The following is a 21,241-nucleotide window of genomic DNA, read 5'->3' as shown; positions in this document are numbered from 1 at the left end:
CATGCAAAACGCCCCGGCGGAACCGGGGCGTTTCATCTGTTTCAGTGACTGTGTGTCATTCAGTGCCTGTGTGTCACCACTTGATGCTCAGGCCGAGCTTGCCTGCGACATAGTGGTTCTTGCCCGGATTGTTCATGGCCGTACCGGCGGTGACATCGCCAAAGACAGCAAGCCTCCTGTCCTTCAGCTCATAGCGCCCGCCAAGGCCGATTTCGCCCCAGGTGCGTTCCTCATGACCGATCTTCACGCTCTGATCGGCAAGCTGCAGACGCGAACCCTTGCCCGCAAGGCGATGGCGCAGATTGGCAATGCCATGAACACTGGCTCGAACCGTCTTGCCGCCCTTGTCCTGCCAGCTCTTGGCATATTCAACCGCAACGCCACCACGCAGCGTAACCTGATCCTTCAGTTCAAACCGAACCGTATTGGCATCGGCATCGGTAAAGCTGTTGGCCGTGACATGGTTCCAGCTGAGCTGAACCTGCGGCGTCAGCGTCCAGTAGTCGTTCAGCCGCACCGACTTGCCAGCCTCAAGGCTGACATCATAGCTTTCAGCCTTCGCATTGCTCGCCAGCGCCTTGCTGACCTTGTCCGGGGAAAGCTCGCTCTTCAGCCTGCTATATTGCGCCTGTGCGTCAACATAGAGGCCATTGTCCGACAGCCAGGTCAGCGCGCCGCCCACACCATAGGCCTGCGTCTCGATCGCACCCTTGCCCAAAGCCGAGGCAATATCCGCATTGATCCGGCTATACCTGACCCAGACGCCGCCAAGCAGACGGTTGTCATTGGCTTCATGGAGCTGGTTGTCGAGACCAAGCGTGACCTTCCAGTCATTGGCGGTGTAGCGCGTGTGCAGATCGCTGCCGGCAAGGGCGGCATGGCGATGACCGGCTTCAGCCTGTCCCCAGACCAGACCAAGATCGGTCAGGATGTCATTGCCCTTCCAGGAAAGCCGGGCCTCTTCGCCGTCGCCTTCCTCGATCTGTGCCGCGCCCTGTCCGGCCCAGTAACGCTTGCCGATGCGCTCCTGCATGGTCGGCAGGCTGGTTGCCAAACGGACGATCTGGCCATAGGCAGCATAAACCGGAACGCCGGGCTGATAGGCCGCTGCGACAGTTTCAACATCTGCTGCCGCCTGATCTGCTGCCGCCTGATCTGCCGCAGCCTGATCTGCCGGCTGCGCATTGTCCCGGGCCGCTTGCGGCGCAATGGCCTGCGCTTCTGCCTNCGCTTCTGCCTGGGCAACAGCCTGTGGCGCATTCTCCTCGGCAGCACCAGCCTGCTGCCCAGTGTCAGCAGAAACACCCTGCTGGACTGTGGTCAGACTCTGGGCATCTGCCTGCATCTGTGGCGGCACAGGAATCCGGGCATCATCCCGTGATTGGCTTGCGATGCCTGCTCCAATCTCTCGTGTCTTCCCTGGCACATTGCCGTCTACATCAGAACTTCCGTCATCAGACGAATCCGATGCATTCATCCGTGTATTATCCGCCTTTTCCAGGCTGTTTTTTCTCGCTTCTTGAGAACTTGCCCTATCGTCACGCGAAATGACCGTATGCACTGACGAGGAGGCAGGACTATCCAAAGAAGGTCTTGGCGTTTCCTGACCCTCATCGTCTGACTGTTCAAACCACAGATTTCCGTCCAGCCCCAGATGCTCACGCGACTTGAGCATCCTATTAGCGCCAGAAATTGCCTCAGGTTCATTATGATCTGCATGATCATTGGGGCCAGGCCCGATATCCTTGCGACCATGGCTCAGCAAACTGTCTGAAACAGATGTGCTCCTGCCAGAATCTTCTCGGCCAGTCTCACTAAACTTTTCATCACTCGAATATATGTGCTGATGCGTCTCTTCCTCGAACAGAGAAGACGTGGTCCCTTCATCTGACAATTCTGTTTTTTCTCTTATGCTTTCTGCATAGCCATTGTCATTGAAGCTCAGGCTGCCATTCTGACTAAGCAAGCCTCCATCAGCCCCGAAACCATTAACGCCCTTTGCCTTTTTTCTTGATAGGAAATTCTTGACACTAGAAATTATGCCTTTCCTTTTATCTTTTTTCTTGTTTTTCTTTTCTTCCTTCTTTATTTCTTTATTATTACTATCTTCAATTCCTTTTTTGTCGCCGTCTGGAGGCGAGATTTCCGTCATTGATCCCTGCACATCATTGGATGCTTTCAGGCCATTCTCGCCCTGTGTCCGTTTTTGCCGTTCATGATAGTCTTGGACTTTCCATTCAGCTCCCCCTGCGCTCACATCTGTTGGCGCCACACATAATGGAACAGCGCACAGTCCTGAATCAGGGGCGAAATGCTTGCGCGCAAAAATGACCTAAACTCGCGATTCGAGGCGTTTTGCATAATTATTCCTTTAAGTAATATTAATACATACTAAAACACGAACCCTCCGTTATCTTTATTCATCATTGTAATATATTTATCAAAAACAACTTATAATTATATAATAATTGCCTATTATAAATTATTAAATAATACGCTTATAATAATAAAAGCATTTCTTGTAAAAATTACCCTGACTGATATTGATGTTTATTTTTATATTCATAAATTATATCATTAATATGAAATATTCATTTTTCACATTTGATTACTCAAATAAATTATATTCAAAACATATTGTCTTATGCCCATTCTGGGGGAGCAATTAAGCTTCCGCCCCACATGGGAGACATCGGCCCGGAACAGACCAGACGACAGGCAGCCCGTATCAACGGCCCGTGCAATACCGCATGCAGACGGGTTGCATGCCGATAAATGCGTGCCGGATGGCCGCAACGAAAGAAACCGTTGATAATGCCCTCTTCCTGATATTAGAAGCTTGGCGGCGTGCAGGCGCTGACCACTTCGCACGCAACAGGACCAATACAACGGAACCGGTGCGGTAATTTGCTTGGGAAATAATAGGCATCACCCGGCCCCAGAATACGCCTGTCGCTGCCAACAGTCACTTCAAGGCGCCCGGAAATGATGATACCGCCCTCTTCGCCCTCATGCACCAACATGACCTTTCCCGTATCCGCCCCCGGTTCATAGCGTTCCTTCAGGATCTGCAGGGCGCGTGCAAAGAGATTGTCACCAACCTGGCGATAGGAAATCTTGCCCTTGCCAATCTCCACCAGCTCATCCGCCTGATAGAAGACCTTTGGCGGCGCATCGGGTTCCAACGCGAAAAATTCTGACATGCCGATCGGGATGCCATCAAGAATCCGCTTCAGGGCCCCGACGGACGGATTGGTCTGATTGGCCTCGATCAGCGAAATGGTTGAATTCGTGACGCCTGCCCTTTTGGCAAGTTCCCGCTGGGAAAGATTGTGCCGCATGCGCACATAACGCAGCCTTCCACCAACATCAAAATTCATTGTGCGTCCCCGATCTGTTGCATGTGTTGAATATAACACAACTTCTATGAACGAATGAAACAAAATCAATCGGTTGACGTTCAGAAGAAAAAGACTTGTTGCTTTCAGGAAAACGTGTCCAATGACATGCAAAACAGGAGGGTTCAATGCTGACCAAAACCAATACCCCAGCTCTGGATAATTTCTGGATGCCCTTTACTGCAAACCGCCAGTTCAAGGCTGCCCCACGCCTTCTGGCAAGCGCTGAAGGCATGTATTACACCGACGTTGACGGCAACCCGGTACTGGACGGCACGGCCGGCCTGTGGTGCTGCAATGCCGGGCATGGTCGCAAGCGCATTACCGAAGCCGTCGAGCGCCAGATTGCTACGCTGGATTTCGCGCCGACCTTCCAGATGGGCCACAATGTGGCGTTCGATTTTGCCGAACGCCTTGCCGCTATCGCGCCAGGGGGGAAAGCGGCCCAGCTCGACCGCATCTTTTTCACCAATTCCGGCTCGGAATCGGTCGACACCGCCCTCAAGATTGCCATCGCCTATCAGCGCGCCATTGGCCAAGGCACCCGCACCCTGGTGATCGGTCGTGAAAAGGGCTATCACGGTGTTGGCTTTGGCGGCATTTCTGTTGGCGGCCTTGTCAACAACCGCCGCGTATTCCCGCAGATCCCGGCTGATCATCTGCGTCACACGCTCGACATTGAAAGGAATGCCTTCTCCAAGGGCCTGCCGCCGCATGGCATCGAGCTTGCCGACGATCTGGAGCGCCTGGTTCAGCTGCATGGCGCAGAAAAAATCGCCGCTGTCATTGTGGAACCCATGTCCGGTTCGGCCGGCGTCATCCTGCCACCAAAGGGCTATCTGGAACGCATTCGCGCCACGGCCGACAAATATGGCATCCTGCTGATCTTTGATGAGGTCATCACCGGCTTTGGCCGTCTGGGCACACCATTTGCCGTCGACTATTTCGGCGTTGTTCCGGATATCGTCACCACCGCCAAGGGCCTGACCAATGGCACGATCCCGATGGGCGCCGTTTTCGCAAGCCGCAAGATCTATGACGGCCTGATGACCGGCCCGGAAAACGCCATCGAACTGTTCCATGGCTATACCTATTCCGGCCATCCGGTTGCCGCTGCAGCCGGTCTTGCAACGCTCGACATCTATGCCGAGGAAGGCCTGCTCACCCGCGGCGCCTCACTGGCCGACTATTGGCAGGAAGCCCTGCACTCACTGCGCGGCCTGCCGCATGTCATCGACATCCGCAACCTTGGCCTCGTCGGCGCCATCGAGCTGTCCTCACGCGAAGGCGCACCCGGCACACGCGCCTATGACGTCTTCGTCGATTGCTTCAAGAAAGGCCTGCTGATCCGCGTGACCGGTGACGTAATTGCCCTGTCGCCACCACTCATCGTTGAAAAGCAGCATATCGATACGATCGTATCCATTCTCGGTGACGCGCTGAAACGCGCCAACTGATTGATATAAAAGAAAAAACAACAACCATGCCACCGCATTCTTTTGCGGTGGCATTTTTTTCATCACACACTATATTCCAAATCCGGCAAAGCTGTCATATCTGGCGCCGTGCTTTGCACGCATGTTCCAGCAGGATTCCGTAAAACATGACCGCCTCCCCTGAAAATCTTGATGATCGCATTGTCTATGTGAATGGCGCATTCCTTCCCGCACGTGACGCAAGGGTATCAATTTTCGATCGCGGTTTTCTGTTTGGCGATGGCATTTATGAAGTCACCGCCGTGCTTGACGGCAAGCTGATTGACAGCTCCGCACATATGGCGCGTCTGCGCCGTTCAACCGGCGAAATCGGCATTCCACTGCCTCTTGGCGAAGATGAAATCATCGCAATCGAACGCGCGCTTGTCGCGCGCAATGATCTGCAGGAAGGCCTGATCTATCTGCAGATCACCCGTGGCGATGGTCGCGACCGTGACTTTGTCGCGCAGGAGGGAATTGAGCCCACGCTCATCCTGTTCACACAGGCATTCCCGCTGCTGGACAAGCCGGTGCTGAAGACCGGCGCGAAAGTCATATCCCTGCCCGACCTTCGCTGGAAACGCCGTGACATCAAGACCGTGTGCCTGCTGCCACAGGCACTTGCCAAGACCATCGCCAGAAATGCGGGCTGCGATGAAGCATGGATGATCGAAGACGGCCATGTCACCGAAGGCGCCTCATCAACTGCCTTCATCGTCACCCAGGACGATGTCGTAGTCACACGCCCGAACAGCAATGCCATTTTGCCCGGCTGCACCTGCAAGGCCCTACTGCAACTGCTTGCGGAAAACGGGCTGAAACTTGAAGAACGCTTGTTCACCATTGAGGAAGCCTATCAGGCCAGGGAAGCCTTCATGACAAGTGCCGGAGCATTTGTCACGCCGATCACCATGATCGATGACCGCGCCATTGCAGATGGGAAACCCGGCCCCATCGCAACGCGCCTGCGCGAACTTTATATCGAATATGCGCGTAAAACCGCTCTATAAACTTTGTCTGCCTGGATATTGAATAGATCAGTTCAATGAATTAAACTCGTTGTCATGGTTCATGACAACAAATCAAAGCCATATAATTATAGATTCGTCGCGAGGCACTCGATAATTCATGCAATAGTATAATTCTTACAAATATTACGTTATTTTTATATACCTATTGAATTACATTCTTATATATAATTTGACATATTTCATATGAAAAATATATATTGATCGCGCCTGCATTTTCATAAAAATGCCCATATCAACAACGGATATATGCAAGAATTCGTCATACTTGATTGGAATATACGCATGACCACTTCATTCAATAAATATTACAATATCCTGGAATGATGCATAATGTCTCAGGACATGAATTTTTATATAGTAATACTTAAACGAATTATGTGAGGATTCCCGTATTGGGGCTGTTAAGCAGAATTATAAAAGGGCAAAAACGTCATACCAGCCACGCCGCAGTTGTCGACACACTGGGCAAGGAAATTCTTTCCGGCACGCTGCCTGAAGGGACGATTTTGCCTGGCGATCAGGAATTATCAGAGCGTTTTGGTGTCTCGCGCACGGTCTTGCGTGAAGCGATGAAAACACTCGCCGCCAAATGCTTGATTGAACCGAAATCAAGAGTGGGCACGCGTGTTCTGGGCACGAAGAACTGCAATTTCTTCGACCCGGACATCCTGTTCTGGTGGATCCAGAACGGCGTTGACGCGGAATTTGTCCGGCATCTTCATTTCACGCGCCTCGCGCTTGAGCCGGAGACGGCAGCACGGGCCGCAGAACTGGCCGGACGTGAAGATGCAAACATGATTTACACGCTCGCCTGCCGCCTTGCCTATCCAGACCATACACGGGAAACCGCAGTCCTGGCTGATCTCGATTTCCATCTGGCCATCATGGAACTGTCCGGCAATCCATTCATCCGCTCATCGGCGGATCTGATCGAGGCGGCTCTGGCGATTGCCTATGTGGTCAATGCGCCAACCTATCAGGCAGCCGCCATATCCACCCTCACCAATGAATATGTCAAGATTGCACAGGCGATCGCGACCAATGATCCGATCATGGCCCGGCAGACAATGTCCACGGCCATCCGGCTGAGCACCCAGTATATTCTGGATGCGCTGCAGCGTCGGCCAGCCTGACCAGACAGGCCCTCGCCCGTGTGCCCTACGGCGCGCGGGCAATGACCGGACGCAACCGCGTCTGTCAGGACCTGATATCAGGCCCGGACATATTGCACATTGCGAGCAAGCCAGCAGCCGACCTGCACTGCACTGACCGCGCCCTGCGCATCGCGCTGGAACACCAGTTTCCAGTCACCCGGCGACGGTGCATCCATCGAGCGCTGCACCGGCAGATACCACACATCTTCCCCCAACGGATAAAGCGGATACATGGTACTTCTGCCCAGAAAACCTTCAAAACAGCCATAAAGCGCCCCGCCCTGATCAACCAGGGTCAGATCGGCATCAAGTTCATCCGAATGATAGCGTCCAACCACATCAAGCCTTGCCTTGCCGCCAATGCGATGCAATGTGGTTTTCAGATTTTCCTGCGTGCCTACCAGCTCGATCCGCTCGCCCGCCCGCTTGAGCACCATATGGCCGGACTGCGCCTGATCGGGTGCAACCACATTGACGATTTCCGGTCGCACACCAAAGCCTGCCTTCATGCGGCCATGGCCTGCATCCTCCAGCGTCAGCACCAGTCCCGTCTCAGGGCTGAGCCATGCGCCAAACCAGTCCGGATCGGCCGCCACCCGTTGCGGCTCCGGCTTGGTAATGCCCAGCGCAATATCCATCAGCCGGGTTGCAATCTCCGCCGCTGCCCCTTCGAAATTGAGCAATGCAATGGTCGAGATCCGTGCATCGGCCGCATGCCAGCGGTGGCAGCGCCAGCCACGCAGCGCCCCGCCATGACCGGTGAGACGATACCCACCCGTCTCGTCATGTTTCAGGCCAAAGCCGTAATGGGCCGCATTGCCATCACGATAGGTCTGCGGTGTGCTGATGCGCCTGTAAAGCCCGTCTTCATCATCGCGTGTTGCGTCAATGAATTGTTCCCAGGCGATCATGTCGTCCAGGGATGCGACAATGCCGGCATCACCTTCCCAATGGATCCGGTTGATGGCCGGTATGAAGCCGCGATCAATATCGCCCTCATAGCCGACACAGTCATGGAAGGCTGCCGTATCGGGAAGCAGTTCCGCCGTCTTCATGCCGGCAGGCCTGAAAATGCGCTCCGACAACAGATCGGCCAGCTTGCGTCCGGTCTGCTGCTCGATCAGATCGGCAAGAATGCGGAAATTGCCATTGCTGTAGGAATAATGCGTGCCCGGCGCAAAATGCGTGGTCTTGAGACGGCGCAACAGGCTGCGCGCATGTTCCGGCAAGAATACGCCTTCCGGATCAGCGCCACACAGAACCGTCAGCGCCCAGTAATCGCGCAGGCCCGACTGGTTGTTGCAAAGATCGCGCACCGTCGGGCGTTCGTCTTCAAACATATCGAGATAGTCAGCCAGCAAACCATCCAGCTTTTCCGGCGCGCCGACACTATCGAGCAGAATGGCGCAGGTAAACTGCTTGCTCACCGAACAGATCGGCATGCGCGTCTGAGCCGTCACCGGCTTGTGCCGTTCCAGATCGGCAAAGCCCCAGCTATGGCGCAGGATGACTTCGCCATCCTTCACCACGGCCACGGCACCGCCGGGCCCCTTGTAGAGCTGAGGAATGGTTTCAACAAAAGCGCGAAGGGCAGACAAATCTGGCTGGGACATGATGTGCATCGACCTGATGGGAAGAAAAGCTGAGCGGCAAGGTGACAATATTTCGCCACCACAATCAATACCTTAATTCTGATAGTATCCGACCATGCTGACGCATTCCTGCCATACCGGCCGCTCATGAAATCATCCGCTTATCTCATCATGTCGGGTCTGTATTCCTGCTTCGGCCTATGCTGTTATGCAGTGTCAGGATGAGGCGCGAAGCGCCCGATCGGTTGGGATAAGTTGGGGTCTTGAGGGAATGCTTCACATGATCGGAAAACCGAACACACGTAGCGGCGGTCAGATTCTGGTAGACGCCTTGCGCATTCATGGCGTGGATCGGGTCTTCTGCGTGCCTGGGGAAAGCTATCTGGCAGCACTGGATGCCTTCCATGACGTGCAGGACGAAATCGACCTCATCGTCTGCCGTCAGGAAGGGGGAGCTGCCTATATGGCGGATGCCTATGGCAAGCTGACGGGCAAGCCGGGCATCTGTTTTGTCACCCGCGGCCCTGGCGCCACCAATGCCTCGGTCGGCGTGCATACGGCCTTTCAGGACTCGACCCCGATGCTTCTGTTCATCGGCCAGGTTGCTAGCGACCAGGTTGAGCGCGAAGCCTTTCAGGAGGTCGATTACCGCCGCATGTTTGGCCAGATGGCAAAATGGGTGGTGCAGATCGATGATGCCGCCCGCATTCCGGAACTGGTAAGCCAGGCTTTCCATCGCGCCGTCAATGGCCGCCCCGGCCCGGTCGTCATTGCCCTGCCGGAAGACATGCTGACCGCACATGCCGCCGTCAGCGATGCACCGGCCTACAAGCAGGTTCAGATCCATCCGGGTGCTGATCAGCTGCAGGAGATGAAGGCGCTGATCGAACAGGCCGAACGCCCGCTGATGATTGTCGGTGGCGGCGGTTGGACGGCCGCAGCCGTCCGCGATCTGCAGACCTTTGCCGAAAACATGCATCTGCCGGTCGCAGCCTCTTTCCGCTGCCAGGACATGTTCGACAATACCCACCCGCTTTATGCCGGCGAAATGGGCACCTCGATCAGCCCAAAACTTGCCAACCGTGTGCGCGAAAGCGGTCTGCTCGTCGTGGTCGGTGCAAGGCTGGGTGAAATGACGACACAGGGCTATGAGCTGATCGATATTCCGGTGCCAAGGCAGAAGCTCATCCACATCCATCCGGGCGCCGAAGAACTCTGCCGCGTTTACTATGCCGATGTGCCCATCAATGCGACCATGCCGGCCTTCTGCGCTGCAGCCGCAAGGCTTGCGCCCATCGCCGATCCGCGCTGGAAGGCATGGACGCAAAACGCCAATGCCGATTATCGCGCCAATATCGAAACGCCTGTCATTCCCGGCCCGGTACAGATGGGCGAGATCATGGAATATCTGCGCACGCATCTGCCGAAAGACGCCATCATCACCAATGGCGCGGGCAATTATTCGGCCTGGCCGCACCGCTTTTATCAATACCGCACCTATCGCAGCCAGTTGGCGCCAACCAATGGCTCCATGGGTTATGGCGTACCCGCAGCCGTTGCGGCAAAGCTCACCGCGCCAGAGCGCACCGTCGTTGCCTTTGCTGGCGATGGCTGTTTCCTGATGAACGGCCAGGAGCTGGCAACCGCCGTACAATATGGCGCCAATGCCATTTTCATTGTCATCAATAATGGCATGTATGGCACCATACGCATGCATCAGGAACGCAACTATCCGGGCCGCATTTCCGGCACGGCCCTTGCCAACCCGGATTTTGCCGCTCTGGCCCGCGCCTATGGCCTGCATGGCGAGACGGTTGAGAAAAGCGAGGATTTCGCGCCAGCCTTTGAACGCTGCGAAAAGGCCGGCAAGCCGGCACTGATCGAAATCCGCATCGATCCGGAAGCACTGTCACCGAGAATGACCCTGAGCCAGATGCGCGAACAGGGACTGGCCAGGCAGAAGCAGAGCTGAACAAGGCATAAGGCTACCGCCCAAAACAGCCAGATATGCTGAAATGTCAGGCAGGCGAAATAGGATTTCGCCTGCCCTCATCCTCAGGAATGACAATCCGCCATTACATAAAGAAACGCAATCCAGCCTCGCCCGCTCGTCGATAAGTGAAATAATTTTCCTTGTTTATTGCTACCAGAACGGGAATTATCACCCTCAATCTGATCTGGAAGAAAATTTCGCTCCTGAGGTTCTCTTCACGGTATCATCAAGTCAATCATCGCAAATAGGAAAACACCATGTCGTCAGCACTCTCCCGTTTCGCCTTGACCCGTCGTGCTGGTCTGAAGGCCCTTCTGTTCACCGCTGCCGCACTGACCATTGGCTTCGCATCCGCTCCAGGCCATGCCGAAGACAAGGTCATCAAGGTTGGCATCATGGGTGGTGAAGACGAAGAAGTCTGGAAGGTTGCCGCTGAAGAAGGCAAGAAGCATGGCCTGATCATCGAGCGTGTCATTTTCAACGACTACACCCAGCCAAACGAAGCGCTGGAACGCAAGGAAATCGACGCCAATGCCTTCCAGCACAAGCCTTACCTTGATGAACAGATCAAGCAGCACAATTACAAGATCAGCGTCGCCGGCTATACCGCCGTCTGGCCGATCGGCATCTATTCGCGCAAGTTCAAGAACATTGACGAGCTGAAGGAAGGCGCTGTCATCGGCGTGCCGAACGATCCATCCAACGAAGGCCGCGCACTGCGCGTTCTGGAGGAAAAGGGTCTGATCAAGCTGCGCCCGGATGCAGGCATCCTTGCCACCCCGATCGACATTATCGAAAATCCGAAGAAACTGGAAATCAAGGAACTCGACGCCGGTGTTGTCGGCCGTTCCATCGATGACCTCGATGCCGCCATCGTCAACAATGACTGGGCAGCCAAGGCTGGCCTGACAAAGGAAGAAGCCATCGGCTGGGAATCGAAGGAAAACAATCCGTACAACAACTTCATCGCAGTACGCACCGAAGATCTCGGTCAGGACTGGGTCAAGAAGCTTGTTGCATCCTATCAGAACGATGCCGTGAAGGCTGAACTGGAACGCGCCTATAAGGGCACGGGCATTCCGGCCTGGAACTAGGTTCGCACGATAAGCATCTTTGCCGTGCCAGACCCGTTTCTGGCACGGCTTTTGTTGACGTGGACGCAAAAATTGCCCAAAAGCATTCCTCAAGGCTTGATTGACCGAATGCTGCCTGGATTTGCAGCCGCGGTTCGACCGTTTTGTTCAAAAGCCGTTTGATATTCGGCAACTCCAAACTGAAGTAAAAGCGTGATCACTCAAACGCCACCTGTCTCCAATGCGCCCATTGTTGAAATGCGGGATGTGCGCCGTAAATTCGGCCAGACGCCCGCAATTGATGGCGTTACACTTTCCGTCTCACGCGGCGAGATCCTTGGCATCATCGGCCGCAGCGGTGCCGGCAAATCGACACTGATCCGTTGTGTCAACGGGCTGGAACAGCCCGATTCCGGCTCGATCCGTATCGAGGGGCAGGAAATTACCGGCCTTGATGAAAGGGCGCTGCGCCCGATGCGCCGGCGCATCGGCATGGTGTTCCAGCATTTCAACCTTTTATCCGCCAAGACGGTCGCGCAAAACATCGCCCTGCCGCTGAAAATCGCCGGACAGCCAAAGGAAGCGCGCAGGAAACGTGTGGCCGAACTGCTTGATCTTGTTGGCCTGAACGACAAGGCGGGCCATTATCCGAGCCAGCTTTCCGGCGGCCAGAAACAGCGCGTCGGCATTGCGCGCGCGCTTGCGGCAGAGCCTGCCCTGCTCCTCTCCGACGAGGCAACCTCGGCGCTTGACCCGGAAACCACACAATCCATTCTGGCGCTGTTGAAAGACATCAACAAAAAGCTTGGCCTCACCATTTTGCTGATCACACATGAAATGGATGTAATCCGCCGCATCGCCGATCGGGTGATCGTGCTTGATCGCGGCAGGATTGTCGAGGAAGGCCCGGTCTGGAAGGTCTTTGCCAATCCGCAGGCCCCCGTCACGCAGAGCCTGTTGCAGGTTCTGGCGCCGACCCTGCCAGCCTTTTGGGCCGAGCGGCTCTCCCCTGCAATCAATGACATGGCCATTGTTCGGGTAAACCTGTCGGGCGATACAGCCCGCCGCCCGTTCTTCAACGAATTGACCGCCGCCTCAGGTCTTGCAACCCAGCTCATTCACGGCGGCATGGACACCATACAGGGCGAGCCGGTTGGCACCATCTTCATTGCCCTGCCGGCGCGTGACGCAGAAAAATTCAGCGCGGCAATCGCCCATCTCAACACGCATGCGGATGCCGCAGAGGTACTTGGCTATGTCTCAGGCGATGATTGATCTTCTGTGGCGCTCCTTCTGGGAGACCATCATCATGACCGGCTTTTCCAGCCTGATCTCGCTCGTCCTGGGCCTGCCGCTGGCGCTGGTCATGATCCTGACCGAACGCGGCGGGCTGGCGCAGAACCTCACCGTCAACACGATCCTTGGCGCCCTCATCAACGGTTTCCGCTCGGTGCCCTTCATCATCCTGCTCGTTGCCCTCATTCCGGTCACGCGCTTCATCGTCGGCACTTCGATCGGTACATGGGCCTCCATCGTGCCGCTGTCGATTGCCGCCATCCCCTATTATGCGCGCATTGCCGAAGTGTCATTGCGTGAGGTCGATCGCGGGCTGATTGAGGCTGCCCGCTCCATGGGAGCCAGCCGCAGGACAATCGTGCGAGAAGTGCTGGTGCCTGAGGCGCTTCCCGGCATTGTCGCCGGCTTTACCGTGACCGTGATCACCCTTGTCGGCGCCTCTGCCATGGCTGGCGCGATCGGTGCCGGCGGCCTGGGTGACCTTGCCATCCGCTATGGTTATCAGCGCTTTGAAACGACGGTCATGATCGCCGTGGTCATCATCCTGATCATCATGGTCTGCGGCATTCAGTGGATTGGCGACCTGACAGTCAAGCATCTGGACAAGCGCAATTTGCGCGCCTGAACCACGGCCCATCAAGATGTCTGCCTCCATCACGGAAACCCGCTTCCAGCGTGTTTCCGCCAGAATCAAGCACAAGGCAGCAAAATAGCCCAGCTCCTCCGGCCCTGACAGGCCGAAGCGCCATGATCCGCTCCGCCCGCCTGCAGCATCCGCCCGGTGAAAGCTGAAACCTCCTCCCGCTGCGCGCGGTAAACATCATATGCAGATGGCTGCGGGCAAAGACAGCTCGGCTGTTTGCCGGTTCGGATCTGTATGGATCCACAGGAACGGCACCAGCGCACTCCCCCGCCACTGACAAAACGCCGTGTCTGATCGCGCAATCACGGAAAATCCAACCACCGCCATACAGCTTTTGTAAAAGGCAAAGCCTGAATGTCAGTCGTTGCAGAAGCCAATATGGTCGAAAAGCGACATGCCCCGATTGTAGGGCACGACAACAGAAAGAAAAGCGACACCTGCCCAAACTTATTCAGGTACCGCTTATATTAGAGCTTGCCTTGAAACATCAGCCACGTGTGCGTGCCAGACCATCCTTGGCGGGCTTGTAATTCGGATCAAGCTGGACAGCGCGGGCATAGGAATTGGCTGCCTTTGCCTTTTCGCCGCGATGTTCATAGACCAGCGCCTGATTGGCCCAGCTTTCGGCAATATTCTGGTTCAGCGTTATTGCCGTATTGAAATCGTCGAAGGCATTGTCCCAGTCATTCAGCGCGACATAGGACAGACCACGGCCATTATAAGGCTCGGGCGCGGTCGAATTGAGCGAAATCGCCTTGGAGAAATCCTCGATCGCCTGCTGGTGCTGGCCGCGCAGCTGATAGATCAGGCCACGATTGTGATAGGCACGGCCATCGGTCGTCTGCAAGGCAATGGCCTGGTTGAAATCATTGAGCGCCTGATCATGGCGACCAGCCAGACGATAGACATTGCCGCGGCCGATATAGGCGGTGTCATATTGCGGATTGATCTGGATGGCACGGCTGTAATCCTGCACCGCCCTGTTGCTGTCGCCCATATAGCGATAGACCAGCGCACGGTTGGCATAGGCCTGATAGAAATTCGGATTAAGCGCAATCGCCTGATCAAAATCGCGGATGGCTTCCTTGTAGCGTCCGGCCCGGCCATAGGCGGAACCGCGGACATTATAGCCTTCAGGATCGCGCGGATTACTCTGGATCACCTGTGTCAGCGAGCTGATATTTTCACTGGTGCCCTGCGCCCGATCCACCGTCGTCAGCGCCGTATTGGTGCTTTGACAACCTGCAATGGCCATGCAAACCAGCGCGGTCGAAACCAGAATCCCAATCCGACCGATCCTGTTCTTTGTTGCGTGATCAGCGATCAAGGACTGTTTCATCTCCACAAGCAACACTTGCTGCGTTCCTTTCAAAGCATTGAAACGTCGCCGGACCCGCGGCTCCGTTTCATGGGCGAGACACATGAAACTCAATGCGTTCGGCCATCAGCGACAGCGTGCAAGCTGACCCGGCACAGGATCAGCCCGACACGATCAACAGGGCATCTGCACGATTTGCATCGGCACACTATGCGTCTGCCTGCCAACCCTGCCGCTTCACGCCACTGCCTCAGAAATCAGCAACGCTGTGCGGGAATTGACGTTCAGACATGCACCGGCTGCAAGTCCTTAAACCATTTCCATGGCCAGAGGACATGAATTTTCATGACAGCACGTAATCTAGAGCAACTCAGCCTTCCACGGAAACCCTGAATCGCCTTGGCAGATTATCTTGTGCAGCCCCGGACAGAGAACCGTTCCCACTTTTCCTGGAACTGCTTGATGGCAGAATCCATGCAAACGCAAAATCCGGCGCAAGGCATAAGCCGCACCGGATTGCAAAACGCCACTTCGCAGCAGCGCGAATTCCGTCTTTGATCAGCGAGCGCCGCGGCCGCCAATCAGACCTTCACGCTGAGCACGCTTGCGTGCAAGCTTGCGCGCACGGCGAACGGCTTCTGCCTTTTCGCGGGCACGCTTTTCAGAAGGCTTTTCATAATGGCCACGCATCTTCATTTCGCGGAAGATACCTTCACGCTGCATCTTTTTCTTGAGAGCGCGGAGAGCCTGATCAACATTATTATCGCGGACGAGTACCTGCACGTGTAATCCCGTATCGGTTAGAATTTCGGATAAGCCTGAGGCCATTCGGGGGTCTTTAAACGAATATCAAGCCATTTCACCGGCTGATCATCGTCCCAAGGCTCCCAAGCTTCGCAGCACATCACTGCAAATTGGGCTGGCTATTACCAGAAACCATAACACCTGTCCACCACCTGATGTAACTTTGAACAGTACGGGCCCATAAAACCCGCACCTAAAATGCATGGCTGCGCTTCAAATCGTCGCTAGCAGGGACAAAATCCCATGCCCAGCCATCCTTTTTCCGATATTCACTATCGCCATGGCCGGTTCAAAGCGTTATGCCCCTGTGCAGGCAGCTGCCTCTAAAGCAGTTTCAGGAAAAGTGGACACCGGTTTTCCTTCAAGAGCTGCAAAATGACAATATTTCAGGGCAATTCAGGATTTCCATGAAAATCTGGATTGCACTGGCGCCACCCTTTCCGATATCCCGTCACCTGAAGCTCCGTGACTGAACACATGCCCATCCAAAAACGACTCGTCATCCAGTTTACCGGCTATGAAGGACTGCACGCCAAGGCTGTCCGCACGCGCCATGCCCATGCGCTGAAGGATTTTGACAGGCTCTGGCAGGCAAAGACGCGACTCACCCCCATGCGCGACGAGGGTAATGATTGTGCGACGATGACGGTGACAAGCAGCGGCAATGGCTGGCAGACCGAGACGGAATTCTGCCAGTTCGGCACGGCGGATATTTTCGATGATTATGCCGCCCGCTCCACCGGCACGCGCATCCTCACCGGCTTTCGCGCCTTTCTTGACATTCTCCTCACCGGCACATTGTGGCGCTATCTCATTACAAGCTGGCGCTTTGTGCTGTTCTTCCTCTGGCCTTTCCTGCTGACGCTGGTCATTCTGGCCATTGCCCTGCTGATTGCCCTTGCGCCCGCTCTTGCCGGTCTGTCCGTCTGGAATTTCATCTGGTCCGTGCCGCTTGCCCTTGCCGTGGCCATGGTTCTGGTACGCTGGCCGGGAGACAAGGTCTTCATGTCCTATCTGCTGGATGACTGGTCAGCCGCCTATGACCGCATCCGCGACCGCAACAGGAAACTCGTTCAGCGCCGCCGGCATTTTGCCGATGCGATGATGGCAAAGCTTGCTGAAAGCAATGCGGATGAAGTGATCATCGTCGCCCACAGTCTTGGCACGGTGCCCGCCGTGGAGGCGCTTGCCACCGTCCAGCGTGAGCGGCCGGATCTGTTGCAGAAACAGCCCGTATCACTGCTTGCCCTCGGCTCCTGCCTTATGATGATTGCCCTACACCCGAAGGCAGCGAACCTGCGCGAGGATCTGCGCCTGGTGATCGAGGAAAGCCCGGTTCTGTGGTCAGAATTCCAGGCCTTGACCGACATCATTCATTTCTATGATTCCGACCCGGTCAAAACCTTCCGCCTCAAGACCGCCAATCCGCCGCTCATTCATCATATCCGCTTCAAGCATGTACACAGCGAAAACCGTTACAAGCGTTCAAAAGGCAATTTCTTCCTGATGCATCTTCTTTATCTGCGCGGCGCAGAAAAGAAGAATTTTTATGACATCGGCATGTTTTTGCACGGCCCCTTTGCGTTCCGTGACCTTATGACAACATATAAAGGAAAAGCCGCCCCGCTGGATGGAACGGGACGGCTTGCGGATTGAAGATGGCCAGGCCGATCAGGCGGCCGGCGTCTCCAGAATGGCAATGGTAAGCCAGGTTGCAGTCAGTGCTGGCTTGACCGAATTTTCAATCTCCAGCGTCACATCATAATGATTGACCACCCGGCCGGACGGGCGAATATCCGCATCGGCCAGCTTGAACCGCGCCCGCACCCGCGCACCGGTCTTGACCGGGCTCATGAAGCGGACCTTGTCAAAGCCGTAATTGATGCCCATCGTGGCGCCTTCAAGCATTGGCAGCGCCTCAAAGGCCAGCGTTGACAGCAGGGACAGCGTCAGAAAACCATGCGCAATCGTGCCACCAAATGGGGTTTCCCTGGCTGCGCGCTCCGGATCAACATGGATGAACTGATGATCATCCGTTGCATCGGCAAACTGGTTGATCATTTCCTGCGTGACGACGCGCCAGTCCGAGCAACCAATCTCGGTTCCGATGGCATTACGCAATTGATCGAGCGTGATTGCAGGTTTCATGCGCTGAGAGTTCCTAAAACGATTCTGGGCTCTGTATGAGCCAATTCTCTTTACCCAATAAAGAAAATGCGGCAAGCCCTATTGCGATGGCCTAAGCGGCAACCAAAATCTCGCGCGCAATATCTGCCCAGCGATCAAAGACATGTTTCGCGCCTTTCGCGGCCAGTTTATCAGCATGTTCGGCATAAGTATGGCAGCCGCCCGTATAGCCGAAAACCGTCATGCCGGCGGCAACCGCCCCTTCCACGCCAAAAGGCGAATCCTCGATCACCAGGCAGCGCGACGGCTCTACCCCCATGCGCTCGGCAGCAAACAGAAACAGGTCTGGCGCCGGCTTGCCGCGCCTGACCATGCTGGAGGAAAAGATCGCATCACCGAAAAACCGGATCAAGCCGGTTTTTTCCAGACTGAAAATGATCCGTTCCAGCTGCGAGGAAGAGGCAACACAGCGCTTTTGCGGCAATTGTTGCAGGAAATCCGCAATGCCGTCGGTGGGCGTCAGCGATTCGGCAAACAGCTTGCGCGTTTCCGGCCAGAATTCGGCATCCGCGCTTTCCGGCAGATGATGCCCCGTCTCGGCTTCGATCATCCTGATAATGTCGGCCTGTTTCATGCCAATACCCTTCATCACGAGGCTCACCGGCACCGCCATGCCATGATTGGCATAGACCTTTGCAAAGGCCGTGCAGGAAAGCTGTTCGCTATCGACAAGAACGCCGTCGCAGTCGAATATGACAAGATCAAAGGGCATTTCATGGCTCATGAGGGGGATGCTCCAAAACTTTGCGCAGAATCGGGATGCGCAATCATGAGGCTTGCTATAGACACTATCCGTTCAATAAACACCCTTCTCGACACAAGCATGACATGAATCATTAAAAATCGATGTGAACGATTTAGGAAAACACCCATGACGACAAATGTGGCACTGGTCGGACTGGCACGCGATCTGGCCGCGCGGGCAGAAACCGGCAAACCGATTCGCATTGGCCTGATCGGTGCCGGCGAGATGGGCACGGATATTGTCACCCAGGTTGCCAATATGCAGGGGATCGAGGTTGCAGCCCTTTCCGCGCGTCGCATCGAAAACACCTTCAAGGCCGTCAGAGTCGCCCATGGCGATGACAGCAAGGCAAAGGAAGCTTCCAATGAAGCAGCCATGCTTGCCGCCATCGAATCAGGCAGGATTGCCGTCACCGGCGACAATGACCTGATCCTGTCCAATCCGCTCATCGATGTGGTGATTGATGCCACCGGCATTCCAGAAGTGGGCGCCGAGACCGGCATCAAGGCAATCCATAATGGCAAGCACCTTGTCATGATGAATGTCGAGGCCGACGTCACCATCGGCCCCTATCTCAAGGCAGAAGCTGACAAACAGGGTGTTGTCTATTCGCTTGGTGCGGGCGACGAGCCGTCCTCATGCATGGAACTGATCGAATTTGTCTCTGCCATGGGCCACAAGATCGTGGCGGCAGGCAAGGGCAAGAACAATCCGCTCAATTTTGACGCCATTCCTGACGATTACCAGGAAGAAGCCGACCGCCGGAACATGAATGTGCGCCTTCTGGTCGAATTCGTCGATGGCTCCAAGACCATGGTAGAAATGGCAGCCATTGCCAATGCCACCGGCCTTGTGCCGGATATTGCCGGCATGCACGGGCCAAAGGCGGCAATCGATGAATTGAGCCACACGCTCATCCCCAAGGAAGACGGCGGCATCCTCAACAAGACCGGCGTGGTAGATTATTCCATCGGCCGCGGCGTGTCGCCCGGCGTCTTTGTCATTGCCAAGATGGAGCATCCGCGCTTTGTCGAACGGCTGGAGGACCTGAAAATGGGCAAGGGCCCCTATTTCACCTTCCACCGTCCCTATCACCTCACCTCACTCGAAGTGCCGCTGACGGTGGCCCGCGTGGTTCTGCATGGCAAGACCGACATGGTGCCGCTGCCCCGACCCGTGGCGGAAGTCTGCGCGGTGGCCAAAAAGGACATGCAGCCCGGCGAAAAGCTCGATGCGATCGGGCAGTATTGCTATCGCTCATGGATCATGACGACGGAAGAAGCGCGCAAGACCAAGGCCATTCCCTGTGGCCTGCTGCAGGACGGCTCGGTCATTGCGCCCATCAAAAAGGGTGAGCTCATCACCTATGCCAATGCCGCGCCGCGCCCCGGCTCCAAGATTGCCGAGCTGCGCGCCCTGCAGGACAGGATGATTTACGGCGAATAGCGGGAACCAGTCCCGCATTCTGTCTGTCCAGCTGTCTTTCTTATTATCAATGATGAACAGGCTGATCCCGGCGGCTGGCAACCTGTCGGGCTGGCCATGCACCATATGGATCGATCGGACATCATCAGACGACAGGACCGTGCGGTAAAACGCCGATCTGAAAATCCGGTCCAGCTCTTCATCCTTCATGGCGGTGCATTGCTGCTGGATCGACTTCACGAAGACATGGATATATGTCAGCTATTTCTGTGACTTTTCCAGCGTATCGGCTTCTGAAAACCAGATCCGCTGTCCATCCTGCGGCATGCAGGAAAAATGCACCGCCGGAACAGTTTGCCCCGCGTACCGCCACAGAACATATAGCTGCGCGCCGAAGCGACCGAGCCGCCATTATAACGGTGTGTGGATGGGAACGGGTGAGCTCCTGATCAATGTATAGCCAAACAGACCCGCATGGGCATGGCCTTCATGGCTGTTGATGGTGAGATTGATGGCTTGGACCGATGGAGAATTGACCGCAACCATCGACATGACCTGCCCGAGTGCGGCAAAGCTTCTGGCATTGACCGGCACAGTACAATAGATATTTTCCGTCTTTGCACGAACATTTTCCTTGCCGGAATAATGCTCAAAATCTCGGCATGGCATGCATGACCATGAAACACAGTACAATACAGACAAGACAAAATGCTCTTCTATTGAAGACAAGCCTTTGTCTTATAATTATCTATAATCATATCGAGAACATGACGAAAAAATAATTGTTTTTATTATAAAACACATGAAATATTGCCATATATGAAACAGCGCATGGAATGATATGGGTCATGCCGCTGCCCTGCGGATCGCAGGCCGCATAAGGGCGCAGACACACGCCCCCAGAACCGGATGATCCTGGAGACGTGGCTGTGAAACGATTGCTTGAAAACCCTGCCCGTCCGAAAGCCTGCCAGTCGCCGCAATTCAGCTTTCACGAAAGTGCTGAATTGCTTTAGCTTTCACTTTTCGCAATCCGGGCGGAAAACCGGTGTCCACTTTTCCTGGAACTGCTCTTTTGCTTCACGCAGTTCCCGGGCGGAAAACCGG

Annotated in this window: 17 protein-coding genes and 1 pseudogene; 9 read left to right on the top strand and 9 right to left on the bottom strand. The window is 55.3% G+C overall.

Features of this window, described 5'->3' with window-relative positions; translation table 11 throughout:
• Window positions 1-73: 73 nt before the first annotated feature.
• Entirely contained in the window at window positions 74-1,345 is a 1,272-nt protein-coding gene (locus ACFO1V_RS04085) for an autotransporter outer membrane beta-barrel domain-containing protein (RefSeq protein WP_465251724.1), read from the bottom strand.
• A 1,486-nt stretch (window positions 1,346-2,831) separates the two neighbouring features.
• Window positions 2,832-3,380, bottom strand: coding sequence for a cupin domain-containing protein (locus tag ACFO1V_RS04080; protein ID WP_374831813.1), 549 nt, complete (start codon window positions 3,378-3,380; stop codon window positions 2,832-2,834).
• Window positions 3,381-3,526: 146 nt separating this feature from the next.
• Here ACFO1V_RS04080 and aptA point away from each other — a divergent pair, with 146 nt between their 5' ends.
• From aptA to ACFO1V_RS04065, 3 genes are all read left to right on the top strand, one after another.
• Window positions 3,527-4,855 carry an omega-aminotransferase AptA gene (gene aptA / locus ACFO1V_RS04075; RefSeq protein WP_374831814.1) on the top strand — a complete coding sequence of 443 codons (1,329 nt, stop codon included), beginning with the start codon at window positions 3,527-3,529 and terminating at the stop codon, window positions 4,853-4,855.
• A 146-nt stretch (window positions 4,856-5,001) separates the two neighbouring features.
• Window positions 5,002-5,883 carry a D-amino-acid transaminase gene (locus tag ACFO1V_RS04070; protein WP_374831816.1) on the top strand — a complete coding sequence of 294 codons (882 nt, stop codon included), beginning with the start codon at window positions 5,002-5,004 and terminating at the stop codon, window positions 5,881-5,883.
• A gap of 413 nt (window positions 5,884-6,296) precedes the next feature.
• Window positions 6,297-7,037, top strand: a complete 741-nt coding sequence (locus ACFO1V_RS04065) for a FadR/GntR family transcriptional regulator (RefSeq protein WP_374831818.1) — start codon at window positions 6,297-6,299, stop codon at window positions 7,035-7,037.
• Between the two features lie 77 nt (window positions 7,038-7,114).
• Here ACFO1V_RS04065 and ACFO1V_RS04060 read toward each other — a convergent pair whose 3' ends face one another.
• Window positions 7,115-8,671, bottom strand: coding sequence for a D-aminopeptidase (locus ACFO1V_RS04060; protein ID WP_374831820.1), 1,557 nt, complete (start codon window positions 8,669-8,671; stop codon window positions 7,115-7,117).
• A gap of 259 nt (window positions 8,672-8,930) precedes the next feature.
• Between ACFO1V_RS04060 and ACFO1V_RS04055 the strand changes: the two genes are divergently transcribed.
• The 4 genes from ACFO1V_RS04055 to ACFO1V_RS04040 all read left to right on the top strand — a co-directional run bounded on the left by ACFO1V_RS04055 (window position 8,931) and on the right by ACFO1V_RS04040 (window position 13,637).
• Window positions 8,931-10,622, top strand: a complete 1,692-nt coding sequence (locus ACFO1V_RS04055; RefSeq protein ID WP_374831822.1) for a thiamine pyrophosphate-binding protein — start codon at window positions 8,931-8,933, stop codon at window positions 10,620-10,622.
• A 278-nt stretch (window positions 10,623-10,900) separates the two neighbouring features.
• Window positions 10,901-11,737, top strand: a complete 837-nt coding sequence (locus ACFO1V_RS04050) for a MetQ/NlpA family ABC transporter substrate-binding protein (RefSeq protein ID WP_374831824.1) — start codon at window positions 10,901-10,903, stop codon at window positions 11,735-11,737.
• Window positions 11,738-11,974: 237 nt separating this feature from the next.
• Window positions 11,975-12,991, top strand: coding sequence for a methionine ABC transporter ATP-binding protein (locus ACFO1V_RS04045; RefSeq protein WP_374831936.1), 1,017 nt, complete (start codon window positions 11,975-11,977; stop codon window positions 12,989-12,991).
• A complete protein-coding gene (locus tag ACFO1V_RS04040; protein ID WP_374831826.1) occupies window positions 12,972-13,637 on the top strand; it encodes a methionine ABC transporter permease in 666 nt (221 codons plus the stop codon). The genes ACFO1V_RS04045 and ACFO1V_RS04040 overlap by 20 nt, the downstream gene beginning before the upstream one ends.
• Here the strand turns inward: ACFO1V_RS04040 and ACFO1V_RS04035 are convergent.
• From ACFO1V_RS04035 to rpsU, 3 genes and pseudogenes are all read right to left on the bottom strand, one after another.
• Window positions 13,603-14,051: pseudogene (locus ACFO1V_RS04035) on the bottom strand (VOC family protein). The gene ACFO1V_RS04040 and the pseudogene ACFO1V_RS04035 sit on opposite strands and share 35 nt — an antisense overlap.
• 91 nt (window positions 14,052-14,142) lie before the next feature.
• Window positions 14,143-14,994: a tetratricopeptide repeat protein gene (locus ACFO1V_RS04030; protein WP_374831828.1), complete on the bottom strand. Its 852-nt coding sequence runs from the start codon at window positions 14,992-14,994 to the stop codon at window positions 14,143-14,145.
• Window positions 14,995-15,531: 537 nt separating this feature from the next.
• Window positions 15,532-15,756, bottom strand: a complete 225-nt coding sequence (gene rpsU / locus ACFO1V_RS04025; RefSeq protein ID WP_183654261.1) for a 30S ribosomal protein S21 — start codon at window positions 15,754-15,756, stop codon at window positions 15,532-15,534.
• A 498-nt stretch (window positions 15,757-16,254) separates the two neighbouring features.
• Between rpsU and ACFO1V_RS04020 the strand changes: the two genes are divergently transcribed.
• Complete coding sequence (locus ACFO1V_RS04020) at window positions 16,255-17,433, top strand: alpha/beta hydrolase (protein WP_374831830.1); 1,179 nt, start codon at window positions 16,255-16,257, stop codon at window positions 17,431-17,433.
• Between the two features lie 15 nt (window positions 17,434-17,448).
• Here ACFO1V_RS04020 and ACFO1V_RS04015 read toward each other — a convergent pair whose 3' ends face one another.
• On the bottom strand, window positions 17,449-17,925 hold the full coding sequence (locus ACFO1V_RS04015; protein ID WP_374831832.1) for a MaoC family dehydratase: 477 nt from the start codon (window positions 17,923-17,925) through the stop codon (window positions 17,449-17,451).
• A 91-nt stretch (window positions 17,926-18,016) separates the two neighbouring features.
• Complete coding sequence (locus ACFO1V_RS04010; RefSeq protein WP_374831834.1) at window positions 18,017-18,688, bottom strand: HAD family hydrolase; 672 nt, start codon at window positions 18,686-18,688, stop codon at window positions 18,017-18,019.
• Window positions 18,689-18,835: 147 nt separating this feature from the next.
• Here ACFO1V_RS04010 and ACFO1V_RS04005 point away from each other — a divergent pair, with 147 nt between their 5' ends.
• Window positions 18,836-20,155 (top strand): 1-deoxy-D-ribulose 5-phosphate reductoisomerase, encoded by a 1,320-nt coding sequence (locus tag ACFO1V_RS04005; protein WP_374831836.1) that lies wholly within the window; start codon window positions 18,836-18,838, stop codon window positions 20,153-20,155.
• Between the two features lie 390 nt (window positions 20,156-20,545).
• Here the strand turns inward: ACFO1V_RS04005 and ACFO1V_RS04000 are convergent, their stop codons facing one another.
• Entirely contained in the window at window positions 20,546-20,803 is a 258-nt protein-coding gene (locus tag ACFO1V_RS04000) for a hypothetical protein (RefSeq protein WP_374831838.1), read from the bottom strand.
• Between the last annotated feature and the right edge of the window lie 438 nt (window positions 20,804-21,241).

Origin of the sequence: Daeguia caeni, from assembly GCF_042653845.1 — a bacterium.
Taxonomy (GTDB): domain Bacteria; phylum Pseudomonadota; class Alphaproteobacteria; order Rhizobiales; family Rhizobiaceae; genus Brucella; species Brucella caeni.
This window is presented reverse-complemented; position numbering and strand designations above follow the sequence as displayed.